Source organism: Bradyrhizobium sp. LeoA1Lang (genome assembly GCF_055413685.1).
In genome coordinates this window covers 25,380-47,273 of sequence record NZ_JBVAPG010000061.1, presented here as the reverse complement: position 1 = coordinate 47,273, position 21,894 = coordinate 25,380, and the positions used below count along the sequence as shown (strand labels likewise).

Annotated in this window: 18 protein-coding genes, 1 tRNA gene and 1 pseudogene; 10 read left to right on the top strand and 10 right to left on the bottom strand. The window is 62.8% G+C overall.

Going from position 1 to position 21,894, the window contains the following annotated elements; translation table 11 throughout:
- Window positions 1-127: 127 nt before the first annotated feature.
- Window positions 128-640 (bottom strand): annotated as a pseudogene (locus ACZYOF_RS21210) (DNA helicase); the annotation flags it as partial.
- 291 nt (window positions 641-931) lie between these two features.
- Between ACZYOF_RS21210 and ACZYOF_RS21205 the strand changes: the two are divergent.
- Window positions 932-1,960: a S41 family peptidase gene (locus ACZYOF_RS21205; RefSeq protein ID WP_463717002.1), complete on the top strand. Its 1,029-nt coding sequence runs from the start codon at window positions 932-934 to the stop codon at window positions 1,958-1,960.
- Window positions 1,961-2,049: 89 nt separating this feature from the next.
- On the opposite strand, the gene ACZYOF_RS21200 is transcribed toward ACZYOF_RS21205, so the two are convergent.
- Window positions 2,050-2,139 (bottom strand) — tRNA-Ser (locus ACZYOF_RS21200).
- A gap of 197 nt (window positions 2,140-2,336) precedes the next feature.
- Here ACZYOF_RS21200 and ACZYOF_RS21195 point away from each other — a divergent pair.
- Entirely contained in the window at window positions 2,337-2,672 is a 336-nt protein-coding gene (locus ACZYOF_RS21195; RefSeq protein ID WP_463717001.1) for a hypothetical protein, read from the top strand.
- 172 nt (window positions 2,673-2,844) lie between these two features.
- Here the strand turns inward: ACZYOF_RS21195 and ACZYOF_RS21190 are convergent, their stop codons facing one another.
- On the bottom strand, window positions 2,845-3,930 hold the full coding sequence (locus tag ACZYOF_RS21190; protein ID WP_463717000.1) for an FkbM family methyltransferase: 1,086 nt from the start codon (window positions 3,928-3,930) through the stop codon (window positions 2,845-2,847).
- Window positions 3,931-3,983: 53 nt separating this feature from the next.
- Between ACZYOF_RS21190 and ACZYOF_RS21185 the strand changes: the two genes are divergently transcribed.
- Complete coding sequence (locus tag ACZYOF_RS21185; protein WP_463716999.1) at window positions 3,984-4,190, top strand: hypothetical protein; 207 nt, start codon at window positions 3,984-3,986, stop codon at window positions 4,188-4,190.
- A gap of 672 nt (window positions 4,191-4,862) precedes the next feature.
- Here the strand turns inward: ACZYOF_RS21185 and ACZYOF_RS21180 are convergent.
- From ACZYOF_RS21180 to ACZYOF_RS21170, 3 genes are all read right to left on the bottom strand, one after another.
- Entirely contained in the window at window positions 4,863-6,311 is a 1,449-nt protein-coding gene (locus ACZYOF_RS21180) for a trehalose-6-phosphate synthase (RefSeq protein ID WP_282528209.1), read from the bottom strand.
- A 207-nt stretch (window positions 6,312-6,518) separates the two neighbouring features.
- Window positions 6,519-7,355, bottom strand: coding sequence for a trehalose-phosphatase (gene otsB / locus ACZYOF_RS21175; RefSeq protein ID WP_463716998.1), 837 nt, complete (start codon window positions 7,353-7,355; stop codon window positions 6,519-6,521).
- A gap of 6 nt (window positions 7,356-7,361) precedes the next feature.
- A complete protein-coding gene (locus ACZYOF_RS21170) occupies window positions 7,362-8,858 on the bottom strand; it encodes an MFS transporter (protein WP_463716997.1) in 1,497 nt (498 codons plus the stop codon).
- Between the two features lie 182 nt (window positions 8,859-9,040).
- On the opposite strand from ACZYOF_RS21170, the gene ACZYOF_RS21165 reads away from it, so the two are divergent.
- The gene (locus ACZYOF_RS21165; protein ID WP_463716996.1) at window positions 9,041-9,415 is read left to right on the top strand and encodes a DUF3175 domain-containing protein; all 375 of its coding nucleotides are present in this window, start codon (window positions 9,041-9,043) and stop codon (window positions 9,413-9,415) included.
- A 10-nt stretch (window positions 9,416-9,425) separates the two neighbouring features.
- On the opposite strand, the gene ACZYOF_RS21160 is transcribed toward ACZYOF_RS21165, so the two are convergent.
- Entirely contained in the window at window positions 9,426-11,471 is a 2,046-nt protein-coding gene (locus ACZYOF_RS21160; protein WP_463716995.1) for a methyl-accepting chemotaxis protein, read from the bottom strand.
- Window positions 11,472-11,715: 244 nt separating this feature from the next.
- On the opposite strand from ACZYOF_RS21160, the gene ACZYOF_RS21155 reads away from it, so the two are divergent.
- From ACZYOF_RS21155 to ACZYOF_RS21140, 4 genes are all read left to right on the top strand, one after another.
- Window positions 11,716-12,201, top strand: coding sequence for a (2Fe-2S)-binding protein (locus ACZYOF_RS21155; protein WP_282528176.1), 486 nt, complete (start codon window positions 11,716-11,718; stop codon window positions 12,199-12,201).
- 81 nt (window positions 12,202-12,282) lie between these two features.
- Window positions 12,283-14,622, top strand: a complete 2,340-nt coding sequence (locus tag ACZYOF_RS21150; protein ID WP_463716994.1) for a xanthine dehydrogenase family protein molybdopterin-binding subunit — start codon at window positions 12,283-12,285, stop codon at window positions 14,620-14,622.
- A gap of 15 nt (window positions 14,623-14,637) precedes the next feature.
- Window positions 14,638-15,438 carry an FAD binding domain-containing protein gene (locus ACZYOF_RS21145; protein WP_463716993.1) on the top strand — a complete coding sequence of 267 codons (801 nt, stop codon included), beginning with the start codon at window positions 14,638-14,640 and terminating at the stop codon, window positions 15,436-15,438.
- A 169-nt stretch (window positions 15,439-15,607) separates the two neighbouring features.
- Complete coding sequence (locus ACZYOF_RS21140) at window positions 15,608-16,720, top strand: CaiB/BaiF CoA transferase family protein (RefSeq protein WP_463716992.1); 1,113 nt, start codon at window positions 15,608-15,610, stop codon at window positions 16,718-16,720.
- A 101-nt stretch (window positions 16,721-16,821) separates the two neighbouring features.
- On the opposite strand, the gene hppD is transcribed toward ACZYOF_RS21140, so the two are convergent.
- A complete protein-coding gene (hppD, locus tag ACZYOF_RS21135; protein ID WP_463716991.1) occupies window positions 16,822-17,937 on the bottom strand; it encodes a 4-hydroxyphenylpyruvate dioxygenase in 1,116 nt (371 codons plus the stop codon).
- 118 nt (window positions 17,938-18,055) lie between these two features.
- Here hppD and ACZYOF_RS21130 point away from each other — a divergent pair, with 118 nt between their 5' ends.
- Window positions 18,056-18,535 (top strand): Lrp/AsnC family transcriptional regulator, encoded by a 480-nt coding sequence (locus ACZYOF_RS21130; RefSeq protein WP_130584322.1) that lies wholly within the window; start codon window positions 18,056-18,058, stop codon window positions 18,533-18,535.
- A gap of 159 nt (window positions 18,536-18,694) precedes the next feature.
- Window positions 18,695-19,006 carry a DUF1272 domain-containing protein gene (locus tag ACZYOF_RS21125; RefSeq protein ID WP_394565974.1) on the top strand — a complete coding sequence of 104 codons (312 nt, stop codon included), beginning with the start codon at window positions 18,695-18,697 and terminating at the stop codon, window positions 19,004-19,006.
- Window positions 19,007-19,120: 114 nt separating this feature from the next.
- Here ACZYOF_RS21125 and fahA read toward each other — a convergent pair whose 3' ends face one another.
- Together fahA and hmgA are read right to left on the bottom strand one after the other, a co-directional pair.
- A complete protein-coding gene (gene fahA, locus ACZYOF_RS21120; protein WP_463716990.1) occupies window positions 19,121-20,392 on the bottom strand; it encodes a fumarylacetoacetase in 1,272 nt (423 codons plus the stop codon).
- Between the two features lie 154 nt (window positions 20,393-20,546).
- Window positions 20,547-21,893, bottom strand: coding sequence for a homogentisate 1,2-dioxygenase (gene hmgA, locus ACZYOF_RS21115; protein ID WP_463716989.1), 1,347 nt, complete (start codon window positions 21,891-21,893; stop codon window positions 20,547-20,549).
- Between the last annotated feature and the right edge of the window lies 1 nt (window position 21,894).

Genomic DNA, 21,894 nt, shown 5'->3' with positions numbered 1-21,894 from the left:
CGACGGCTGGCAGACCCTCGCCAGCAAGCCCATTGCTCAGCCGGTTGATCTTGCCGCCTGAGCAGATATCATCCGTTCACCGGAGACTCGCGACGGACAAATTCCAACCAAGTTCGCGACGGCACCCCTGCTCTGCCAATCCGGGGTTTTCACGTCTCTGATCCAGCAATTGCAGATAGTCCACCACCACCAGGGTGCCGCGAGCCGCTGTCGCCAACATCCTTGTGATGTAATCGGCACTTATCGCGTCGGAGCAGTCGAGCTCGAACAGTCCGTCGAACCGCGCGTACTCCGCCCCGATTGCCTGGAAGCGATCCAGAACGTCTTTTTCCGTATATTCCAGCGTGAAGAACACGGCGCGATTGCCGGCTTTCATGGCTTCGACGGCGAGCTCAAGACTCATCAGCGTCTTGCCTTGGCCCGGGCGCGCGCCCACCAGCACCAGGTCACCAGGCTTCAATCGCGCAAGCAGCTTGCCAGCAGGCCTGGACGCGGACAGCTTCGCCGCAAGCAGGCTCCAATCGCTATAGCCTTCCTGAAGGGCTATGCGATTCAGCGCGACATGGAGTGGAATACCTTCCCCGCGGGATAGTCGTTTGGCTTTGTGCTTCAAATGGTAAATCGGCGCAGACAGCTTCATCGGCAACCTCCTATTGCGAGCAATCTTCGCAATCCCTCCTTATGCTTGGCGCTCGAACAGTCGGTTCGATGATCAGGTGGCCCGGTATGAGTGATACTTTCCCGATCGGAGGGGGGAGGCGTGGGCCGCGCTCGAATCGGATGATAGCTTAATCCGTGGGGGACGGAAATCGCATGCGGCCGGTCCGGCGAACGCGGTTGGCTCGCGATCAATCGTCGGCAAGCGCGGCTTCGGCACTCTGTGGCGATTAGCGTTCGCCACAGATCTGTCCTAAAATTGGCACCTGTTGTAATGAATCCGACCGTAACCGGGAGCCAGATGCTGTATCGTCGATCGTCATTTCTTATCGCCTGCTTCGCGACAATTTCTACACTTGTGGCCGCGCCATCAACGGCAAGTGCCGAGGTGGCTTCCGATACGGCGCAAAGCGTGCTCTTGGATCAGACAACGGTCAGAAAGGTGATCGGCGGCATCGCTGTCGAGTTGCGCGAGGGTTATGTGTTCCCGGATGTGGGCATGCAGGCGGCGGATGCGCTAGAGAAGGCATTGAGAACGAACGCCTATGCCGGCGTAACCGATCCAGCTCAGTTTGCGCTGCAACTGACCGAGCAACTCCGTGCGATCACCAACGACAGCCATATGAGGGTGATCTTTGGCTCGCCGTTCCGTAACCAGCCTCCGCCGACCACGCCGCAGGATGCCGGCTTTGAGGTGAAACGATTAGACGGCAATATCGGATACATCCACTTGGCGCGGTTCGTTCCGCCCGAGGTCTTTAATCCGGCAGCCGACGACGCCATGCGTAACCTGTCGGACACCGCCGCGCTCATCATCGACATGCGGGACAATGGCGGCGGACATCCGGCGTCTGTAGCCTACCTTGTCAGTTTCTTCCTCGATCCCGGCAAGCGTGTTCATATCAACGACCTCATCTGGCGCAATCGTGGGACTTCGACTTTCAGAACGGAGTCGTTTTGGAGTTCATCGACGCCGGTGCACTATCTTGGCAAGCCCGTCTATGTGCTGGTTGGCCCAAAGACTTATTCGGCGGGTGAGGAGTTTGCCTACGACCTGCAAATGCTCAAGCGCGCAACTGTGGTTGGCGCAACAACACGCGGAGGAGCGAATCCAGGCGGTCTGAATGAACTAGGTTCCGACCTCTTCGTTGTCGTGCCGACTGGCAGGGCTGAAAATCCGATCACGCACAGCAACTGGGGAGGCGTCGGCGTGCGCCCTGACGTTCAGGCTGCGCTTGAGGCCACTCAACAAACCGCCGTAGCTCTGGCGAAGGGCCAGCCAGCGACGCCGTTGGCAAGATAGGGGAATGGCGTTGCCCTTTGGGCCGCGCTCTCGGCTCCGCCGGAATCACGCCTGCGGCGCGTTTCCGCCATTCGACTTCAATCGCCATATGGCGGAGAGAGTGGGATTCGAACCCACGGTACGGTTTCCCGCACACACGCTTTCCAAGCGTGCGCCTTAAGCCACTCGGCCATCTCTCCGGAAGCGCCCTCTCTTGAAGGGATGGGGCTGATTTTGCAAGGGAGAGAGGGGGCGGAAGCTGAAATTTCCTTAAGTTTTTGGAACAACTTGGGTTTTTGGCGGGTTGCCGGTCGGGATCGGGGCGCGGGTTCGGCCTGTTGAACCCGAATCCTTGCCGTGCCGACGACCGCAAGGCAAATCAGTGGTGGAGGGCGGCGTGAAGCGGACAATTGCAATTCTCGGCCTGGTCGTGGCGGCTATCGCGGGCGCCGGTCCGGCGCTGGCGCAGAGCTGCACCAAGGCGGGGACGGATGTGAGCTGCGACGACGGGCGGCGCGGGGTGCTTTCGGGCGATACCATCATCTGGAGCGACGGCACGCGCTCGAGCCTGACCTCGCCGCATCCGAGCGTGATCGTCGGCAACTGGTCCTCGGTCAGGGTCGGGCCAGGCGTGTTCGTCGGCAAGGGCAGCGGCGTCGTGCCGATGGAGAATCCAAGCGACCCGCGGCGGGCGCGCTGCCCGGTGCTCGATGGCGTGCCGTATTGCTATTGATCGGGTCGTCTATCCGCGCCGGCGCTGACGCGACCTGGGCATGAACGCCTCACCCCGAGAAGCCGCGTAAGGGGCGTCTTGAGGGATAGGTCGCGCGCCCCACGCCCGTCATTCCGCGGCATCGCGACGGGATGAGCCCGGAATCCATTTCGCCTCGCAGGGCGCGAAGCAATTAAGCTTGAACATACCAGTCATCAAAATACGAATGTTCGGTTAGCACCGTCTTATATCCGTGCGACGTCAAGAGGCCCTGTATTTTCTCCCTCCGGTCCGAATAGTTGTGCTCGCAGGTTATGCAGCCAAAGGACCAAAGGGAGAAGTCAAGCGCACTGAGAATATCGTGTTCGCTGCCTTCGGTGTCGATGGAAAGATAATCAATATGAGCTGGAGCACCATGTTTGAGCAGAAGGTCATGCAACGAAATCGTCGGGACGTTGTAGCATTTGCCTGATCGTCTACGACCGGAGTGAAAGTCGGAGTTTTCAAAAGCAGAGGCGGTGGAAAGCTCACCGTCCGGCGTCTCTTTGAATGAGATGGTCTCACCGCTTCGGCTCCATACGCACGCCGTCTCAATAACGGAACTTGGCCTGTTCCGGATCAGGCTACGATGCCAGACGCGCGCCGGCTCGGCGAGAATACCAGACCATCCGAGGCATGTTTCCAGTAAATGGCTGTTGTTGCGGTTAATTCCGTCTGTTGCTCCAAAGTCAACGAAGTACCCATCTCTCTTGTATTTGCTCGCATGAGCAGCGAAGAGATCTTGTCCTATCTGCGATTTGGCGTGTCTGATGAGAGCAAGAGCTGATGACAGCTCTTCTTTATCGAAGTTGGAAACAAGCTCTACGTAGTGCCGGAGCCGATGATAGGCCTCGGCATCTTCAATGGCTGTATTGATGAAGTTGGAATTGCCAATCTTCAATCCCAGGGATTCTAAGGCGCTCTTAGCGGTTCTTTTGGCAAATGAAAGCATCGAAGTGCCCTCAGAACGCTTTGACTGTACAGCGTTATTCTCGGGCATCAAGCTTTGTTTTCCATCGCGGATAACGGCAAGAGATTTGATCGAGTGAGAAGGGAGCTGCTTCAGTGTTACACCACGAGATCGCTTAAAGCAGCGGCAGCCGTAACAGCTTTTCCTGTTTAGGGCAGCAGCGCGGCGGCGAAGGCCGTGATCAGAACTGTCGATACGTTCAGGACTGTAAGAAAAACGCGTCCTGCGAAGGCGAAGAAACGCCACGCTGGCGCTGACGCGACCGGGCATGAACGCCTCATCCCGAGAAGCCGCGCAATGGGCCTCTGAGGGATAGTCGCGCCTTGCCGGTCATTGCCGGGCATCGCGAAGCGATGAACCCGGAATCCATTTCGCCTCATACGCAAGTGGACGAATGGATTGTTGCGAAGCCGTCGCACCACGGAATGACGGTGGAGAAAAATTCGCCAGCGTTTCCAAAGCGATTTGCCCCGTCCAGCCCTCGCGCGAAAAACACTCCGCTTTCGCTGTCGGGCAAATCAGTGATTTAACTCCCCGCGTCTCACCCGAATGAGGGGCGGCTCGCGATCGTCACGAACGTTGCGGTGAGATGCGGTGGACGTGGATGTCACGACTGACGAGCGTGGCATCAGCGGACGGCGAAGTCGTGTGGTCCTGGCGCCCCGACGCTGGCGCTAAGTTTTTTGCGCGAAGAAGTTCGCGCTTGAGATGACGGTGGCAAGAAAGCCCGGTCACCGGGGAGAGCACGAAATAAGCCGTAACACCATCGCGCAGGGAAAGCCGGAATGCTTCGGTTGAACCTGTGGTCCTACCCCCGTGCTTTTTGTTGCACGGGACCCATGGGTGCAACCGGCACCCGGCTTTCCCTGCGCCCTCTGATCGAGAAGAGGGTGAAACGAGACGCAAAGCTCGGACGCAATGCGCCGCGAGAATGCGGACTCACATCCTCACGCTGTTTGAAATTTGAATCAGAACCAGCCACGTAATTGCGAGCGGAGCGAAGCAATCCATCGCGCCACTTGCGGAGACATGGATTGCTTCGCTCCGCTCGCAATGACGGCGTCGTCCTGGCGAAGGCCAGGACCCATAACCCCAGGCGCTTGTCCTATGCTCCGCTGCGACCGCTTGCTCGCGCCACAACACCTCCCTGTGGTTGGGTCCCGGCTTTCGCCGGGACGACGGAGATGTGCCAAGAAGAGCGGCTAATGAATGCGTGCGCTGCGATAGGGCCAGTGCGTGGCTTCGGCCAGTGGCGGCGAGCGCTCGGGCTTTTCGTCGGCGCCGGTGTCCTGCAGCGCCTCGACGAAATTGGCGAACCATTGCTGGATGGTGCCCGTGCAGATCTTCTCCATCATCGCTTCCCAGCGCAGCCGTCGCTCGGCGAGCGGCATCGAAAGCGCGGTGGCAATGGTGCGCGCCATGCCGTCGACGTCGTGCGGGTTGACGATGAGGGCAGCCTCAAGCTCGTTGGCGGCACCGGCGAATTTCGACAGCACCAGCACGCCGGGATCGGCCGCGTTCTGGGCGGCGACATACTCCTTGGCGACAAGGTTCATGCCGTCCTGCAGCGGCGTCACCACGCCGACCTGCGCGGTGCGGTAGAGACCGGCGAGCACCGCCTGGCTGAATCCCTTGTTGAGGTAGCGGATCGGCGTCCAGTCGACCTCGCCATGGATGCCGTTGACGTCGGAGACGAGTTTTGCGACCTCGCTCTGCAGATTGCCGTAGGCCTCGATGCCGCCACGCGATGGCGTTGCGATCTGCAGCAGCGAGATCGTGCGCTTCAGCGAGGGATGCATCGTCCACATCCGGTCGAAAGCCTTGACGCGGTTGATCAGGCCCTTCGAATAGTCGAGCCGGTCGACGCCGATCGCGAGCCGCTCGCCGTTCAGGCTGCGGCGCAATCGCGAGACGTCGGGATGGGTCATCGCCTTGGTGGCCTGCTGCGCGAATTTGTCCGGATCGATGCCGATCGGGAAGACCGCTGCGCGGCTGCGTCCGTAACGCGACGTCACGCTGCCGTCCCGCACGACGAGCCCGAGATCGGCTTCGACGTAGCCGAGGAAATTCTCGCAATCCTCCTCGGTCTGGAAGCCGATGAGATCGTAGGCAAGCATCGCCTCGATCAGCTCGCGATGATGCGGGACGCCTTCGATCACCGCGCGCGTCGGCCACGGCGTGTGCAGGAAAAAGCCGATCGGCTTGTCGATGCCGAGATCGCGCAGCTCCGCGCCGAGCGCGAGGAAATGGTAGTCCTGAATCCAGAACACCGAATCGTCCTTGCGGAAGCGCAGCAGCGCACGCGCCATGAACGCGTTCACCTCGCGGTAACTGGCATAATCCTCCTCCGAGGCGCGGATCAGGTCGGCGCGCGAATGCAGCGCCGGCCACAGCGCGGAGTTGGCAAAGCCTTCGTAGTAGCCTCCGTAATGCGCGGCCGGCAGATCGAGCATCGCCAGCGCACCGGCGCCAAGCGCTTCCACCTCCGCGAAAGGTTCCTTCTGGTTCCCATCGCGGACACGGCCGCTGGAGCCGACCCAGATCGCGCCGGACTTCTCGACAACAGGCAAAAGAGCGGCGGCCAGGCCGCCCGTCATGGGTTCATTGGGTTTTCCACGCGCTACGCGGTTCGACACGACAACGAGGTTCAAATGGTCCCCTCCCGTTGGGCATTCGCGTATTAACAACCATTCATCAATATGGTTCCTGGCCACGCTTTCTCCGAATTGAAACCAAATTCAGGCAGTCCCGCATGGAACCGGGGTGTCAACTCACAAAAAGAAAATTTTTTGCGAGGGAGCTGCCACCCGCAGCAGGAACTGCGGTTATTCCGCGCCAATTTGCGGTTGAGGTTTCGGCTAAGGCGCGGCGATTTCGCGCTCGTCATCGAGCAGATGCGCAAGGAATTCGCGCACGTCGCTCGGCGCGTCGAAATGACCGGCCACTCCCTTGGCGCGTCGGCCGACCGAGAAAGCGAGCCCTTCGAGCTCGGGCATGATCGCAAAAACCGTCTCGTCGGTGACGTCATCGCCGATGAAGAACGGCTTGCGGCCCTTGAACGGCGGATGCTTCATCAGTTCGAGCACGCCGGTGGCCTTGGTGAAGCCGGCGAGCTTGATCTCGCAGACCTGCTTGCCCGGCAGCACCTCGATCGGCGCCTCAGGCAGATCGGCGCGGATCAGCGACACGGCCTCATAGATCGCCCTTTCCGCATGCGGCGCAAGGCGATAGTGCAGCGCGAGCGAATAGCCCTTGTCCTCGAGCAGAATGCCCGGGCTCAATCTGGCGATGGCGGCCAGACGCCGCTTCAGCTCCTTGTCAAGCTGCAGCGCGTGGCCCGCATCGCCATCGCCCTGCGGATCGAGCCGCATCTCCGCGCCGTGGCCGCCGACCGCAGGGAAGACATCGGGGGCGAAAATCAGGTCAAGATCATTCACCGAACGGCCGCTGACCAGCGCCAATGCGCCATTGGTGCGTTCGAGCAGACGGTGGAGTGTTTTCGCCAGCCCCGGCGGCACCCAGACCTCGCGCGGTGTCGGCGCGAAGTCGAGCAAGGTGCCGTCGACGTCGAGCAGGACCGCGGTCTCGCTCAGATGCCCGACCAGCGCGCTCGGCACCGGCACGGTTTCCGGCGCGGCTTCATCTTCCGGCGAAAAGTCTTCGTCCAGCGGCATGTCAGCCAGTTCCTCAGTCATCTCATTCTACTCCACAACAGCAAGCGGCCGTGCGACAGATTCGAGCGATTTTCGCTCGGCGGCGACGGCATAGCGCCACGCGACCAAGGCCGCGACGATCATGAGCACCGACCCCAGGAGGTAGCCGGCGAAAACGGAATTGCGCGATCCGGTATCGATCAGCACGCCGAACAATGCAGGTCCGATCACGCCGCCGATGCCCGTGCCGATCGCGTAGAACAGCGCGATGGCGAGCGCCCGCACCTCGAGCGGAAACGTCTCGCTCACGGTGAGATAGGCGGCGCTCGCGGCGGGCGAGGCAAAGAAGAAGATCACCATCCACGCGATCGTCTGGCCTTGCGCGCTCAGCGCGCCGATCGAGAACAGATAGCCCGAGAGCGCCAGCAGCACGCCCGACACGCCATAGGTCAGCGTGATCATGACGCGGCGTCCCAGCGTATCGAACAGCCGGCCGAGCACGAGGGGCCCCAGGAAGTTGCCAGCGGCAAAGGGCAGGATGTACCAGCCGACATGGCTGGCGGGAATGCCGAAGAAGTCGGTCAGCACCAGCGCGAAGGTGAAGAAGATCGCGTTGTAGAAGAACGCCTGCGCGCTCATCAAGACGAGCCCGACCACCGCGCGCTGGCGATAGGTAACCAGCAGCGTATGCGCCACTTCGCGCAGCGGCGTATGGTCGCGCATCCGCAGCTTGATCTTCGGCAACGCCTGCGATTGCGCCTCGACATGACCGATCACCGAGCGCTCGATGTCGTCGACGATTTGGTGCGCTTCCTCGGGGCGGCCGTGGATCATCAGCCAGCGCGGGCTTTCCGGAATCCACATCCGCATCACGAACACGACGAGGCCAAGACAGGCGCCGGTGAGATACGCAAGCCGCCAGCCGAGATCGGGATTGATCACGGCGGGATCGAGCAGGACGATGGCGCTGACGGCGCCGATCGCAGCACCGATCCAGAAGCTGCCGTTGATGACGAGATCGGTCCAGCCGCGATAGCGCGCCGGCACCAGTTCCTGGATGGTCGAATTGATCGCGGTATATTCGCCGCCGATACCGGCACCGGTCAGGAAGCGAAACAGCGCGTAGCTTGCGACATTCCACGACAGCGCGGTCGCGGCGGTGGCGCTGAGATAGACCGCGAGCGTGATGAAGAACAGTTTCTTGCGGCCAATGCGGTCGGTGAGCCAGCCGAACCCGATCGCGCCCAGCACGGCGCCGGCGAGATAGGCGCTGTTGGCGAAGCCGACATCGAAGTTGGAGAATTTAAGCGTCGGACTGTCCTTCAGCGCGCCCGCCAGCGCACCGGCGAGCGTGACTTCAAGCCCGTCGAGGATCCAGGTGATGCCGAGCGCGGTCACCACGCGGGTGTGAAAACCGCTCCAGGTGAGACTATCGAGACGCGCGGGGATCGACGTCTCGATGATGCGGTCATGATCCGGCGGCGCGTCAGCGTCACGCGTTGCGGAAGCAGTTGCAGGACTGGGCTGGATCGGCTGCAAATCCATCACGGAACCAATAAGAAATCACCCCGGAACGCAGCTTACCCCAAGGTGCTCATCCCCAAAATTTGCGGCAAACGGATGCCCGCCACGCACGACAACGTCCGCGAAGGCACCTGGTTCCCGCATCGCGGCATAGGAACCCGGACGGATTTGCCGATGTTGCTAGCTGAAAACAGGAGCTTGCAATGGCACCACGTCGCAAAACCAGCGCACGAAAGACCACGGCACGAAAGGGCACGAGAAGAAAAGCAACCACCACGCGGCGAAAGAGCGGCACGCGCAAGACGTCATCGCGGCGCTGGTCGCAGCGGGTGACCGAGCGGAGCGATGCGCTCGATCTCGACCGCGGCGTGTTCAAGCAGACCAGCGCGAAGAAGATCGCGGTATCGCTGAAGCGCTCCGCCGAGCGAAGCAAGCGCCGCGAGGCCGGCGCCTACCGCTCGGCGCTGTCGATGCTGACCTTCTACATCAACCGTGCCGGCAAGACGCTGCCGCAGGCGCAACGTGCCCGGCTCGAACGCGCGAAGCTGGAGCTGAAGCACCAGTTCGGAAGGGAGTGACGGCGCGGCGTCACGCAGCCCGGATGTTCGCCATGAAGCGGTCGAGTTCGTCGCGCAGGCGCGTGCTTTCGGACGACAGCGAGCGTGCCGAGTTCAGCACCTCCTCGGACGCCGAGCCGGTCTCGGTGGCGCCGCGGTTGACGAGGGTGACGCTGGTGGCGGCCTCCTGCGTGCCCTGGGCGACATTCTGCACGCTGCGGGCGATCTCCTGCGTCGCCGTGCTCTGCTGCTCGACTGCGCCGGCGATGTTGGCGGCGATCTCGGAGATCTGGCCGATGGTGCCGCCGATCTCCTTGATGGCGGCAACGGATTCCTGCGTCGCCGACTGCATGCCCGAGATGTGAGTGGAAATCTCCTCGGTCGCCCGCGCGGTCTGGCTGGCGAGCGATTTCACCTCGGAGGCAACCACCGCAAAACCGCGGCCGGCATCGCCGGCGCGTGCCGCTTCGATCGTCGCGTTCAGCGCCAGGTTGGTCTGCTCGGCGATCGCGGTGATCAGCTTGACCACGTCGCCGATCTGTTGCGCGGCGAGCGAGAGCTTGCCGATGCGGGCGTCGGTCTGTTCGGCCTGCTGCACCGCAGCATCGGCGATCCGGCTGGACTCCTTCACGCGGCGTCCGATCTCATCGACGGAGGCCGACAATTCTTCAGTGGCGGAAGCCACCGACTGCATGTTGCTGGACGCCTCCTCGGAGGCACCTGCCACCTGGCTTGAAAGGTTCTGCGTGGTTTCCGCAGTCCGCGTCAGCGTGCCCGCCGCGGTCTCGAGCTGCACCGCCGAGGCCGAGACGTTGGCGACGATCGAGCCGACCGCCGTCTCGAACTCGTCGGCAAAGCGGATCAATTCGCCGCGCCGCGCCGCGGCGCTCGCCTTGTTCTGCGCCTCCTGGCTTGCGGCATCGCGCTCGGCCTTGGCGATCGCCTGGAGCTTGAATTCCTCCACCGCGCCGGCCATCTCGCCGAGTTCGTCCTTGCGGCCGAGCCCCGGCAGCACGACGTCGAAATTGCCGGCCGCAAGCTCGCGCATCGCGGCGCACATCGCCCGGATCGGGCGGGAAATGCCGGTTCCGAGCAGGAAGGCGAGAACAGCGCCGAGCACGAAGCCACCGGCGGCGAGCACCAGAATGAACCGCTCGGTCGCGCCGATCGCGGCGTCCGACTCGGTTTCCATGCGCTTCTGGTCGGCGAGCAGGTCCGATTTCATCACGCCGGAGCCCTGGTTGATGGCGGCCGCGGATTCCGTCATCTCGAGGGTCAGCTCGTCGATCGATTTCGAGTTCTCGATCAGTTTCGAGAGCGCCTCCCGATACTCTTCGAGCATCTTCGTCAGCTCTTTCAGCGCAGCGACGACCTTCTCGTCGGTCGAGGAAATCGCCTTCAGCGAGTTCTCGACGAATTTCAGTCGCGCCAGCCCGCTCGTGGCGGTGATCTTGTCGGAATTGACCACGAAGGTACTGGCGAGCGCGGCCGCCGCCTGGAACTGCGAGGCGACCTGCTTGGCACCCATCTCGACGGCGGACAGTCCGGCTTCGGCCGCGTTGGAGGCGAGATCGTCGAGTTTGTAGCGCAGCGAGTTGCCGCCGCGGGCGAGCTGGTTCTGCGCGAGCAGCCCGCTCTCTTCCTTGACCTTGAGGATCTCGGCAAAGATCTTGGTGAAGGCGCGGAACTCACGCTCGAGCTTGGTCACCTGCTCGACCCGCGCGGGGTCGGTGGTGCCCTTCATCGCCTGGAGGATGGCCTCTTTGAGGCTGGCCTCCGCCGCGAGCGCTGCCTTGCCGTCCTCTTCCTTGCCGGTCGCCACATAGTAGCGCGCCAGCGAACGGTAGGAGATCAGCTCACGGTCGATATTGCGCGCCAGATCGGCCTCCCGGACGCTCGCGCGGTAGGCGGCGACGCCGGCCGAGACACGCTCAAAGCCAAGATAGGCAAAGCCCATGCTGGCCGCCGTAATCGCCAGCACCGCGGCAAAGCCCAGGATGATTTTCGCACGAAATCGAAGGGTCGGCATTCGCGACCCCACACGCCCCAGTAGTCCCACCCCAACCCCCGTCTTCATTCTGAAAACAAGTGGCGTCCGGAAATCGTTGCCCGGACCCGACGCGCAAAGCTAAGGCAGAATGGATAAGAGCTAGTAAATTCAGCAGACATTTCGGAGAAGTTGTGGAGTCCCCCTCCGGGAAGCGCAGCTCGTCGCTGTCACCGATGTCATGGCCGTGACAAAGGTGGCCAAAATCGTAGTTGCCAAGTTCCTCGCCGCTGTTTCTAATTGGAATAATTAAAAGCATCCGGAGGAACGACGCGTGTCTACAGTCAAGCTGACGGTGAACGGCAAAGCGGTATCCGTCGACGTCGAGGACCGAACCCTCCTCGTCCATCTCCTGCGCGAAAACCTGAACCTGACCGGAACCCATGTCGGCTGCGATACCAGCCAATGCGGCGCCTGCGTCGTCCATATCGACGGGCGGGCAGTGAAGTCCTGCACCGTGCTGGCGGGCCAGGCGGCGGGTTCGAACGTCACCACCATCGAAGGCATCTCCAAGGGCGACGAATTGCACCCGATGCAGGCGGCGTTCCGGGACAATCACGGCCTGCAGTGCGGCTACTGCACGCCGGGGATGATCATGTCGGCGATCGACATCGTCCACCGCTATGGCGGCGAGCTCGACGAGGCGACCGTTCGCCACGAGCTGGAAGGCAATATCTGCCGCTGCACCGGCTACCACAACATCGTCAAGGCGGTGCTGGACGCCGCCGGGCGCATGAAGGTCGCGCAGGCGGCGGAATAGCCGCCGCCACATCTCGTCAAAAGCCGCCGGGCTTCGATGGAAGCGGCGGAACATCACATCTCCGGTCGGGAGGAATTCACAATGGGCATCGAAGGCATTGGCGCAAGCGTCGTCCGCAAGGAAGACCGCCGTTTCATCACCGGCAAAGGCCGCTACGTCGACGACATCAAACTGGTGGGCATGACCTATGCCCAGTTCATCCGCAGCCCGCACGCCCACGCCAAGGTAAAGAGCATCGATTCGAGCGAGGCCCTGAAAAAGCCCGGCGTGATCGCGGTGCTCACGGGCCAAGAGCTCGTCGACGACAAGATCGGCAACCTGATCTGCGGCTGGGCCATCACGTCGAAGGATGGCTCGCCGATGAAGATGGGCGCATGGCCGGCGATGGCGCCGGAGATAGTGCGCTTCGTCGGACAGGCGGTCGCCGTCGTGATCGCCGAGACCAAGAACCAGGCCCGCGACGCCGCGGAAGCCGTGGTGGTCGATTATGAAGAGCTGCCGGCGGTGCCCGATATCAAGGCCGCGATCAAGCCGGGCGCGCCGCAGCTTCACCCGGAAGCGCCGGGCAATGTGGTCTATGACTGGCATCTCGGTGACGAGGCCGCGGTCAAGGACGCCTTCAGCAAGGCGGCGAATGTGGTGACGCTGGACCTCACCAACAACCGCCTGGTACCGAACGCGATGGAGCCGCGCTCGGCGGTCGCCGACTATGACGCGGCCGAAGAGCATTTCACGCTCTATACGACCTCGCAGAACCCGCATGTCGCCCGTCTCGTGCTGTCAGCCTTCTACAATATCGCGCCCGAGCACAAGCTGCGCGTGATCGCGCCCGACGTCGGCGGCGGCTTCGGCTCCAAGATCTACATCTACCCCGAGGAGATGGTGGCGCTGTGGGCCTCCAAGAAGGTCGGCCGCCCGGTGAAGTGGACCGGGGACCGCACGGAGGCTTTCCTCACCGACGCGCATGGCCGCGACCATGTCTCGAAGGCTGAATTGGCGTTCGACAAGGACAACAAGATCCTCGGCCTCCGGGTGAAGACCCACGCCAATTTCGGCGCCTACATGTCGCTGTTCTCCTCGGCGGTGCCGACCTATCTCTATGCGACGCTGTTGTCGGGGCAATACGTCATCCCCGCGATCTATGCGGAGGTGGTAGGCGTCTATACCAACACCACGCCGGTCGACGCCTATCGCGGCGCGGGCCGTCCCGAGGCGAGCTATCTGATCGAGCGGATGATGGAGACCGCGGCGCGGCAGTTGAAGGTCGATCCGACGGAGCTGAGGAAGAAGAATTTCATCACCCAGTTTCCGTACCAGACGCCGGTGATCATGGCCTACGATACCGGCGACTTCCATGCCTCGATCGACGCCGCAATGAAGGCGATCGACTATGCCGGCTTCCCGGCGCGCAAGGCGAAGGCCAAAGCGGACGGCAAGCTGCGCGGCATCGGGGTATCCTGCTACATCGAAGCCTGCGGGATTGCGCCGTCAAAGGCGGTCGGCAGCTTGGGCGCCGGCGTCGGCCTGTGGGAATCGGCCGAAGTGCGCGTCAATCCGGTCGGCACGATCGAGATCCTCACCGGCTCGCACAGCCACGGCCAGGGTCATGAGACCACGTTCTGCCAGATCATCGCGGAGCGCCTGGGGGTTCCGATCAGCCAGGTCTCGATCGTCCATGGCGATACCGACAAGGTGCAGTTCGGCATGGGCACTTACGGCTCGCGCTCGATCGCAGTCGGTGGCGCGGCCATCGTGAAGGCGATGGAAAAGGTCGAGTCCAAGGCAAAGAAGATCGCCGCGCACGCGCTGGAGGCGTCCGAGAACGACATCGTGATCGAGAACGGCGAGTTCAAGGTCACCGGCACCGACAAGTCGATCGCGCTGCCGATGGTCGCGCTCGCCGCCTATACCGCACACAATCTGCCTGATGGCATGGAGCCGGGATTGAAGGAGACGGCATTCTACGATCCCACCAACTTCACCTTCCCGGCCGGCGCGTATATCTGCGAGCTTGAGGTCGATCCCACGACCGGCAAGACCTCATTCGTCAACTTCGTGGCGGCGGATGATTTCGGCCGGCTCATCAACCCGATGATTGTCGCGGGACAGGTCCATGGCGGCCTCGCCCAGGGCATCGGCCAGGCGCTGCTCGAAGGCGCGGTTTACGACAGCAACGGCCAGCCGGTCACGGCATCCTTCATGGACTACACCATGCCGCGCGCCGACGATCTGCCGTCGTTCCAGATCTCGCACACCACGACGCTGTGCCCGGGCAATCCGCTCGGCGTCAAGGGTTGCGGCGAGGCCGGTGCGATCGGTGCATCGGCCGCGGTGATCAACGCGATCACGGATGCGATTGGCAACAACAAGCTTGAAATGCCGGCGACACCCGATCGCGTCTGGCACACCATTCACGGCTAACGAGGAGCGTGAGCCATGTACGAGACCATTTATCATCGCGCTTCATCGGTCGACGAAGCCGCTGCCCTGTTCGCCAAAGGTGAGGAGCCGAAATATCTCGCCGGCGGCCACACGCTGATCCCCGTGATGAAGCAGCGGCTCGCTTCGCCGTCTGACGTCATCGACCTCGGCAAGATCAAGGAATTGATCGGCGTGGACGCGACGGCCGACGCGCTGACGATCAAGGCGGCGACGCCACATTGTGACGTGGCGCAGAGCAGCGCAGCGCAAAAGGCGATCCCCGCGGTCGCCTATCTCGCCTCACTGATCGGCGACCCCGCCGTGCGCCATCGCGGCACGATCGGCGGCTCGCTCGCCAACAACGATCCTGCCGCCGATTACCCGGCCGCGGTGCTGGCCCTCGGCGCCACAATCAAGACCAACAAGCGCACGATCGCGGCCGAAGACTTCTTCCAGGGCCTGTTCAGTACCGCCCTCGAAGACGGCGAGATCATCACGGCCGTGTCGTTCCCGATACCGGCCAAGGCGGGCTACGCCAAATTTCCGCACCCCGCCTCGCGCTTTGCGCTGACCGGCGTGTTCGTCGCCAAGACCAGGGACGGCGATGTCCGCGTCGCCGCGACCGGCGCGTCGCAAAGCGGCGTCATGCGCGTCAGCCCGATCGAAGCGGCGCTGAAGGCGAACTGGTCGGCGGCCGCGCTCGACAGCGTCCAAATTCCGTCCGCCGGATTGCTCAGCGATATCCACGGCTCCCCCGACTACCGCGCCAACCTCATCAAGGTGATGGCGCAGCGCGCGGTGACGGCGGCAGGCTGATCCGGCGGCAGGCCGATCCAGAACATGCTACCTACGCTTATGACAACGGCGCGCAGCGATGCGCGCCGTTCATGCGCTCGGCGAGGCGCTTTCCGAAAAAGGCGCTTGCCACGCAACGCGTATGGCGAGACAATTTAGCTAATCGGCTAATTAAAACACGGATGGAAACGTGCTCGATAAACCCGCCCCTCAGTCCGCTGTCCGCGCCTCCGGCCCGCTCGCCGGCACCCGCATCGTCGAATTCGCAGGCATCGGCCCCGGCCCATTCGCCTGCATGATGCTGGCAGATATGGGCGCCGAGGTCATCACCCTCGATCGCGTCGGCGCTGGCAAGAATCTCAAGGGCGTTTCGACGCGCGGGCGCAAGGTCGTCGAGCTCGACCTCAAGGACAAGGCCGCGGTCGCGCAGGTGCTCGATCTCCTCGCCAATGCCGATGCGCTGATCGAAGGCTTTCGTCCCGGCGTGATGGAGCGGCTTGGCCTCGGGCCTGACGTCGTGCTCGCGCGCAATCCGAAGCTGGTCTACGGCCGCATGACCGGCTGGGGCCAGGAGGGCCCGCTCGCGAACGCCGCCGGCCACGACATCAACTACATCTCGATCACCGGCGCGCTGGCCGCGATCGGCACCAAAGAGAAGCCGGTGCCGCCGCTCAACCTGGTCGGCGATTTCGGCGGCGGCGCGCTCTACCTCGTGGTCGGCGTGCTCGCAGCCCTCCTGGAAGCATCAAAATCCGGCAAGGGCCAGGTGGTCGATACCGCGATGTGCGATGGCGCGGCGTCGCTGATGTCGATGTTCTTTGACCTGGCCGCAAGCGGCCGCTGGGTGGAAGGACGCGACCAGAATATGCTCGACGGCGGCGCGCATTTCTACGGCGTCTACGAATGCGCCTGCGGCCATTTCGTCTCGATCGGTTCGATCGAGCCGCAATTCTACGCCCTATTGCGCAAGCACGCCGGCCTCACCGACGCCGAGTTCGACGCCCAGATGGACCGCAAGGCCTGGCCCGCGCTGAAAGAAAAACTCACCGAGATATTCAAGAGCAAGACGCGCGAGGAGTGGTGCAAGATCATGGAAGGCACCGACATCTGCTTCGCGCCGATCCTGACCATGGCGGAAGCCCCGAAACATCCGCATATGGCCGCGCGAAAGGTGTTCGTCGAACGCCATGGCGTCACACAGCCGGCGCCCGCGCCGCGCTTCTCGCGGACCCCGTCGGCGATCAGGGAGCCGGTGACGGCCGAGCTTGGCGATGTGCTGAGCGCGTGGAAGTCACGCGAATAGCTCCACACTCGTCATTGCGAGGAGCGCAAGCGACGAAGCAATCCATGCCTCCGCAAGCGGAAAGATGGATTGCTTCGCTTCGCTCGCAATGACGGGTTCCGTTACGCCGCGTGGTCCACCTTCAGCACGCCGCGGCGGATCTGGTCTTCCTCGATCGATTCGAACAGGGCCTTGAAGTTGCCTTCGCCGAATCCGTCGTCGCCCTTGCGCTGGATGAATTCGAAGAAGATCGGCCCGATCGCATTGGCCGAGAAGATCTGCAGCAGCACCTTGGTCTGGCCGCCATGAACCACGCCCTCGCCGTCGATCAGGATGCCGTTCTTCTGCAGCCGTGGCACGTGCTCGCCATGCCCGGGCAGGCGCTGGTCGATCTTCTCGAAATAGGTATCGGGCGGTGACGGCATGAACGGCAGGCCGGCCGCGCGCAGCGTCTCGATGGTCCGATGGATATCGCGCGCGCCGCAGGCGATGTGCTGGATGCCCTCGCCGCGATAGAGGTTGAGATATTCCTCGATCTGCCCGGAATCACCGGCATCCTCGTTGATCGGAATCCGGATCTTGCCATCAGGGCTTGTCAGGGCGCGCGAGAACAGGCCCGAGGCGCGGCCCTCGATGTCGAAGAAACGGATCTGACGGAAGTTGAACAGCTTGGCGTAGAAGCCGGTCCAGACATCCATGCGGCCGCGATGGACGTTATGGGTGAGGTGATCGATGTAATAAAGCCCCGAGCCCTCCGGCCGCGGGTCTTTCTCGCCGAGCCATTCGAATTCGAGATCATAGGCCGAGCCCTTCGCGCCGTAGCGATCGACCAGATAGAGCAGGCTGCCGCCGATGCCCTTGATCGCGGGGACATCGAGCGTCATCTGCACGGCAATATCGGCCGGCTCCGCGCCGAGCGACAGCGCGCGCTCATAGGCGCGCGTGGCATCGACCACGCGGAACGCCATCGACGGCGCGCACGGCCCATGTGCGGCGACGAAGTCATGGCCATGGGTGCCCGGCTCCTCATTGACGAGATAGTTGATGTCGCCCTGGCGATAGAGCGTGATCTGCTTCGTCTTGTGGCGGGCCACCGGCACATAGCCCATCAGCTTGAACAGGCGGTGCAGCTCTTCCGGATTCGGATGGGCATACTCGACGAACTCGAAACCATCAGTACCCATCGGATTGTCGGCGCTGATTTCGGCCGGCGGCTCATCGTGCGGAAACGGACCCATTGCGATTCTCCCTACTTGATTCACGAATCTCCGCCGACCGGCCCGCAAGGTGCATGCAAAATGGCGCGCGATGGGCTAGCATCTTGCACAATCCGTGCATCATAACGGCAAATGGCGCATGATTCAGTTAGACACGTTCGATCTCAAGCTGCTGGCCGCATTGCAGGACGACGGCCGGCTGACCAACCAACAGCTCGCCGATCTCATTGGTCTGTCGGCCTCGCAATGCTCGCGGCGGCGGATGCGGCTGGAGGAGGAGAAGGTGATCTCGGGCTATCACGCCGACCTCGCCGGCGAGGCGCTCGGCTTCGAGCTGATCGCCTTCATCCAGATCACGCTGGCGACGCACTCGCCCGACAACGCGAAGAAATTCCGGGAGCTGGTCAACCGTGTCGATGCGATCCAGGAAGCCTATTCGCTGACCGGAGACGCCGACTATCTGCTGAAGGCGGTGCTGCGCGACCTCAAGAGCCTGTCCGACATCGTCAACAATGTGCTGATGCCGCACCAGAGCGTCGCCCATGTGCGCTCTTCGATCGTGCTGGACAGGCTGAAGGAGAGCGCGAAATTGCCGTTGAAGGCGCTGCAGCGAGCATGATCCGGAAAAGTGGGAATCGGTTTTCCCTCGCGACAAACGCGGAGCGTTTGCGCGGAGATCATGCTCAAACAGAGTGTGGCGCAAATCGAGGGAATTCCGTCATTCGAATTGCACTGCGACTTTGCGATGATCCGTCCCGCTTCACCCTGAGAAACGACCATGGCGCTGCAACTGCGACCGAACTGCGAGTATTGCGACAAGGATCTGCCGCCGAACGCGACGGAGGCGATGATCTGCTCCTATGAATGCACCTTCTGTGCCGATTGCGTGGAGCACAAACTGTTCAACGTCTGCCCGAACTGCGGCGGCGGCTTCGCGCCGCGGCCGATAAGACCGTCGCAGGAATGGCGCGTCGGCGTGTGCGTGGTCAAGCAAACGCCGTCGGAGAAGCGGATGCATTTGAAGTACAGTCTCGAGGATGTCGCGGCGCATTCGGCGAAGCTACGCGGCATTCCGCCGGAGGAACGCTGACTGTCCTGTTGCCGTGAGCTGCGTAGGGTGGGCAAAGCGCAGCGTGCCCACCATCACGAGCGGAGTGCTTGAAGGTCGGCACGCTTCGCTTTGCCCACCCTACATGCTCCTCCGTCACTCCGCCGCGACGATCGTGCCTTCGACCTCGCCGAAGCCGATGCGGTAGCCGTCGCCCTGGCACCAGCCGCGCATGACGAGCGAATCGCCGTCTTCGAGGAAGGAGCGCTTGATGCCGCCGGCGAGTTCGACCGGCTCGGTGCCGTTCCAGCTTATTTCCAAGAGGCTGCCGCGCTGGTCTTTCTCTGGCCCCGAGATCGTGCCCGAGCCTAAGAGATCGCCGACATTCATGGCGCAGCCGGAGGACGCGTGGTGCACCAATTGCTGCACCGAGGACCAGTACATGTGTTTGAAATTGGTGCGGCAGATCCGCGCCGGCTCGTTCATCGCGCCTGCGCGCAAGGCGACGTCGAGCGTCAGGTCATAATTGTTCGGCTGGGTCTGGCGCAGATAGGGCAGCGGCACCGGCTCCTGTGTCGGCCCCTGCAGGCGGAATGGCTCCAGCGCCTCGCGCGTCACGACCCATGGGCTGATCGAGGTCGCGAAGGCCTTGGCCTGGAATGGACCGAGCGGGACATACTCCCATTGCTGGATGTCGCGCGCGCTCCAGTCGTTCAGGATCACGAAGCCGAAGATCATCTCCTCGGCCTGTTGCTCGCTCAGCATCTCGCCCATCGCTGACGGCTGGCCGACCACGACGCCCATCTCGAGCTCGAAATCGAGCCGCTTGCACGGACCGAAGCTCGGCGCCTCCACGTTTGGCGGCTTCAACTGGCCGCGCGGCCGGCGCACTTTCGTACCGCTCACGACGACGGTCGAAGCGCGGCCGTTATAGCCGATCGGCATGTGCAGCCAGTTCGGCTGCAGCGCATTGTCCTTGCCGCGGAACATGACGCCGACATTGGTGGCGTGCTCCTTCGACGAATAGAAATCGGTGTAGCCGGCGACCGTGATCGGCAGATGCAGCTTCACGTCGGCCATCGGCACCAGCGCACGTTGGCGCAGATGTTCATTGTCGCGCAGCTCGGGATGGTCGTGGCGCAGCAGTTCGCTGATCCGTGCGCGGGTGCGCGACCAGACCTTTGGACCAAGAGCCATGAACGGATTGAGCGAGGACGCGGCGAACACTGCGGGTTCGACGACATCGATGCGGCAGTCCTGCGCGAGCTGCCAGAGATCGAGCACGTAGTCGCCGATCGCAACGCCGATGCGCGGAGCAAGGCCGTCCTTGGCCGAGAACACGCCGTAGGGAAGATTCTGGATCGGGAAATCGGACGCAGGATCGACGTCGATGAAGGAGCGGAGCTTTGGGTCGTTGGGGTGGGACATGGTTTCCTGCCGAATGTTTCGACGCGCTATCCTTCGTCATTCCGGGATGCGCCGCAAGGCGCAGGCCCGGAATCCATTTCACCACGGGAGCCGGCGGAAAAATGGATTCCGGGGTCGCGCTTCGCGCGCCCCGGAATGACGGAGCGAGCTTATACTACGGCCTGCCCGGATCGAACCGCTTCTCCAGTCCCTTCCAGCAATCGGCATAGTCGTCCTGCAGCGTCGCGGACTTCGCCGCGAATTCGGTGACGCGCTGCGGGAAGCGGGTCTCGAACATGAAGGCCATGGTGCCCGTGAGCTTCACCGGTTTCAACTCGCTGTTGCTGGCGTGATCGAACGCCTCGCGGTCGGGACCGTGCGGCAGCATGCAGTTGTGCAGCGAGATGCCGCCGGGGACGAAGCCCTGCGGCTTGGCGTCGTAGACGCCGTAGATCAGGCCCATGAACTCCGACATGATGTTCATGTGGTACCACGGCGGCCGGAACGTGTTGTCCGCCACCATCCAGCGCTCCGGGAAGATGACGAAATCGATATTCGCGGTGCCCGCCGTCTCCGATGGCGAAGTCAGGACCGTGAAGATCGAGGGGTCGGGATGATCGAACGCGATAGCGCCGACCGGCGAGAAGGTGCGCAGATCGTATTTGTATGGCGCGTAATTGCCGTGCCATGCGACCACGTCGATCGGCGAATGCGGCAGCGTGGTCTTCCAGAGCACGCCGCCCCATTTCACATAGAGCTCGGTCGGCGTGTCCTTGTCCTCGTAGCTGGCGACCGGCGTCAGAAAGTCGCGCGAATTGGCCAGGCAATTGGCGCCGATCGGGCCGCGCTCCGGCAGCGTGAAGGCGCCGCCGTAATTCTCGCAGAGATAGCCGCGCGCGGGGCCGTTCGGGATCTCGGCGCGGAATTTCACGCCGCGCGGGATCACCACGATCTCGCCAGGCTCGGCATCGATGCGGCCGAACTCGGTGACGAGGCGCAGATTGCCCTCTTGCAACACGAACATCATCTCGCCGTCGGCATTGTAGAAATGCTGGTCGACCATCGATTTGGTAATCAGATAGACATGCGCGGCCATGCCGGCCTGCGTGTTCGCATCGCCAGCCGTGGTCATGGTCTGCACGCCCTGCAGAAAAGTCTGTTCCTGCGTCGGGATCGGAGCCGGATCCCAGCGGAGCTGCGCGATCGGCATTTCGTATTCGTGGCAGGGTGCGGTGCGCCACAGCCCGGCACCGACCTTGCTGAAGCGGCCGGAATGCTTCACCGATGGGCGGATCCGATAGAGCCAGGAGCGCTCATTGGCGCCGCGCGGCGCGGTGAAGGGCGAGCCGGAGAGCTGCTCGGCATAGAGCCCGTAGGCGCAGCGCTGCGGCGAGTTGCGCCCGACCGGCAGCGCGCCGGGCAGGGCCTCGGTCTCAAAGCTGTTGCCGAAACCGGACATGTAGCCCGGCGTGATTTGCGCGGAGCTCTTGCCGATCGCATCAGGCGAGGTGTTGATGTTCATG

What these genes read in the sequence shown, in the direction of transcription:
- ACZYOF_RS21205 (WP_463717002.1), top strand. Translation starts at nt 932, where the DNA reads ATGAATCCGACCGTAACCGGGAGCCAGATGCTGTATCGTCGATCGTCA.
- ACZYOF_RS21190 (WP_463717000.1), bottom strand. Translation starts at nt 3,930, where the DNA reads ATGCCCGGTCGCGTCAGCGCCAGCGTGGCGTTTCTTCGCCTTCGCAGG.
- otsB (WP_463716998.1), bottom strand. Translation starts at nt 7,355, where the DNA reads ATGACTGAGGAACTGGCTGACATGCCGCTGGACGAAGACTTTTCGCCG.
- ACZYOF_RS21170 (WP_463716997.1), bottom strand. Translation starts at nt 8,858, where the DNA reads ATGGATTTGCAGCCGATCCAGCCCAGTCCTGCAACTGCTTCCGCAACG.
- ACZYOF_RS21165 (WP_463716996.1), top strand. Translation starts at nt 9,041, where the DNA reads ATGGCACCACGTCGCAAAACCAGCGCACGAAAGACCACGGCACGAAAG.
- ACZYOF_RS21160 (WP_463716995.1), bottom strand. Translation starts at nt 11,471, where the DNA reads ATGAAGACGGGGGTTGGGGTGGGACTACTGGGGCGTGTGGGGTCGCGA.
- ACZYOF_RS21150 (WP_463716994.1), top strand. Translation starts at nt 12,283, where the DNA reads ATGGGCATCGAAGGCATTGGCGCAAGCGTCGTCCGCAAGGAAGACCGC.
- ACZYOF_RS21145 (WP_463716993.1), top strand. Translation starts at nt 14,638, where the DNA reads ATGTACGAGACCATTTATCATCGCGCTTCATCGGTCGACGAAGCCGCT.
- hppD (WP_463716991.1), bottom strand. Translation starts at nt 17,937, where the DNA reads ATGGGTCCGTTTCCGCACGATGAGCCGCCGGCCGAAATCAGCGCCGAC.
- ACZYOF_RS21130 (WP_130584322.1), top strand. Translation starts at nt 18,056, where the DNA reads ATGATTCAGTTAGACACGTTCGATCTCAAGCTGCTGGCCGCATTGCAG.
- ACZYOF_RS21125 (WP_394565974.1), top strand. Translation starts at nt 18,695, where the DNA reads ATGGCGCTGCAACTGCGACCGAACTGCGAGTATTGCGACAAGGATCTG.
- fahA (WP_463716990.1), bottom strand. Translation starts at nt 20,392, where the DNA reads ATGTCCCACCCCAACGACCCAAAGCTCCGCTCCTTCATCGACGTCGAT.
- hmgA (WP_463716989.1), bottom strand. Translation starts at nt 21,893, where the DNA reads ATGAACATCAACACCTCGCCTGATGCGATCGGCAAGAGCTCCGCGCAA.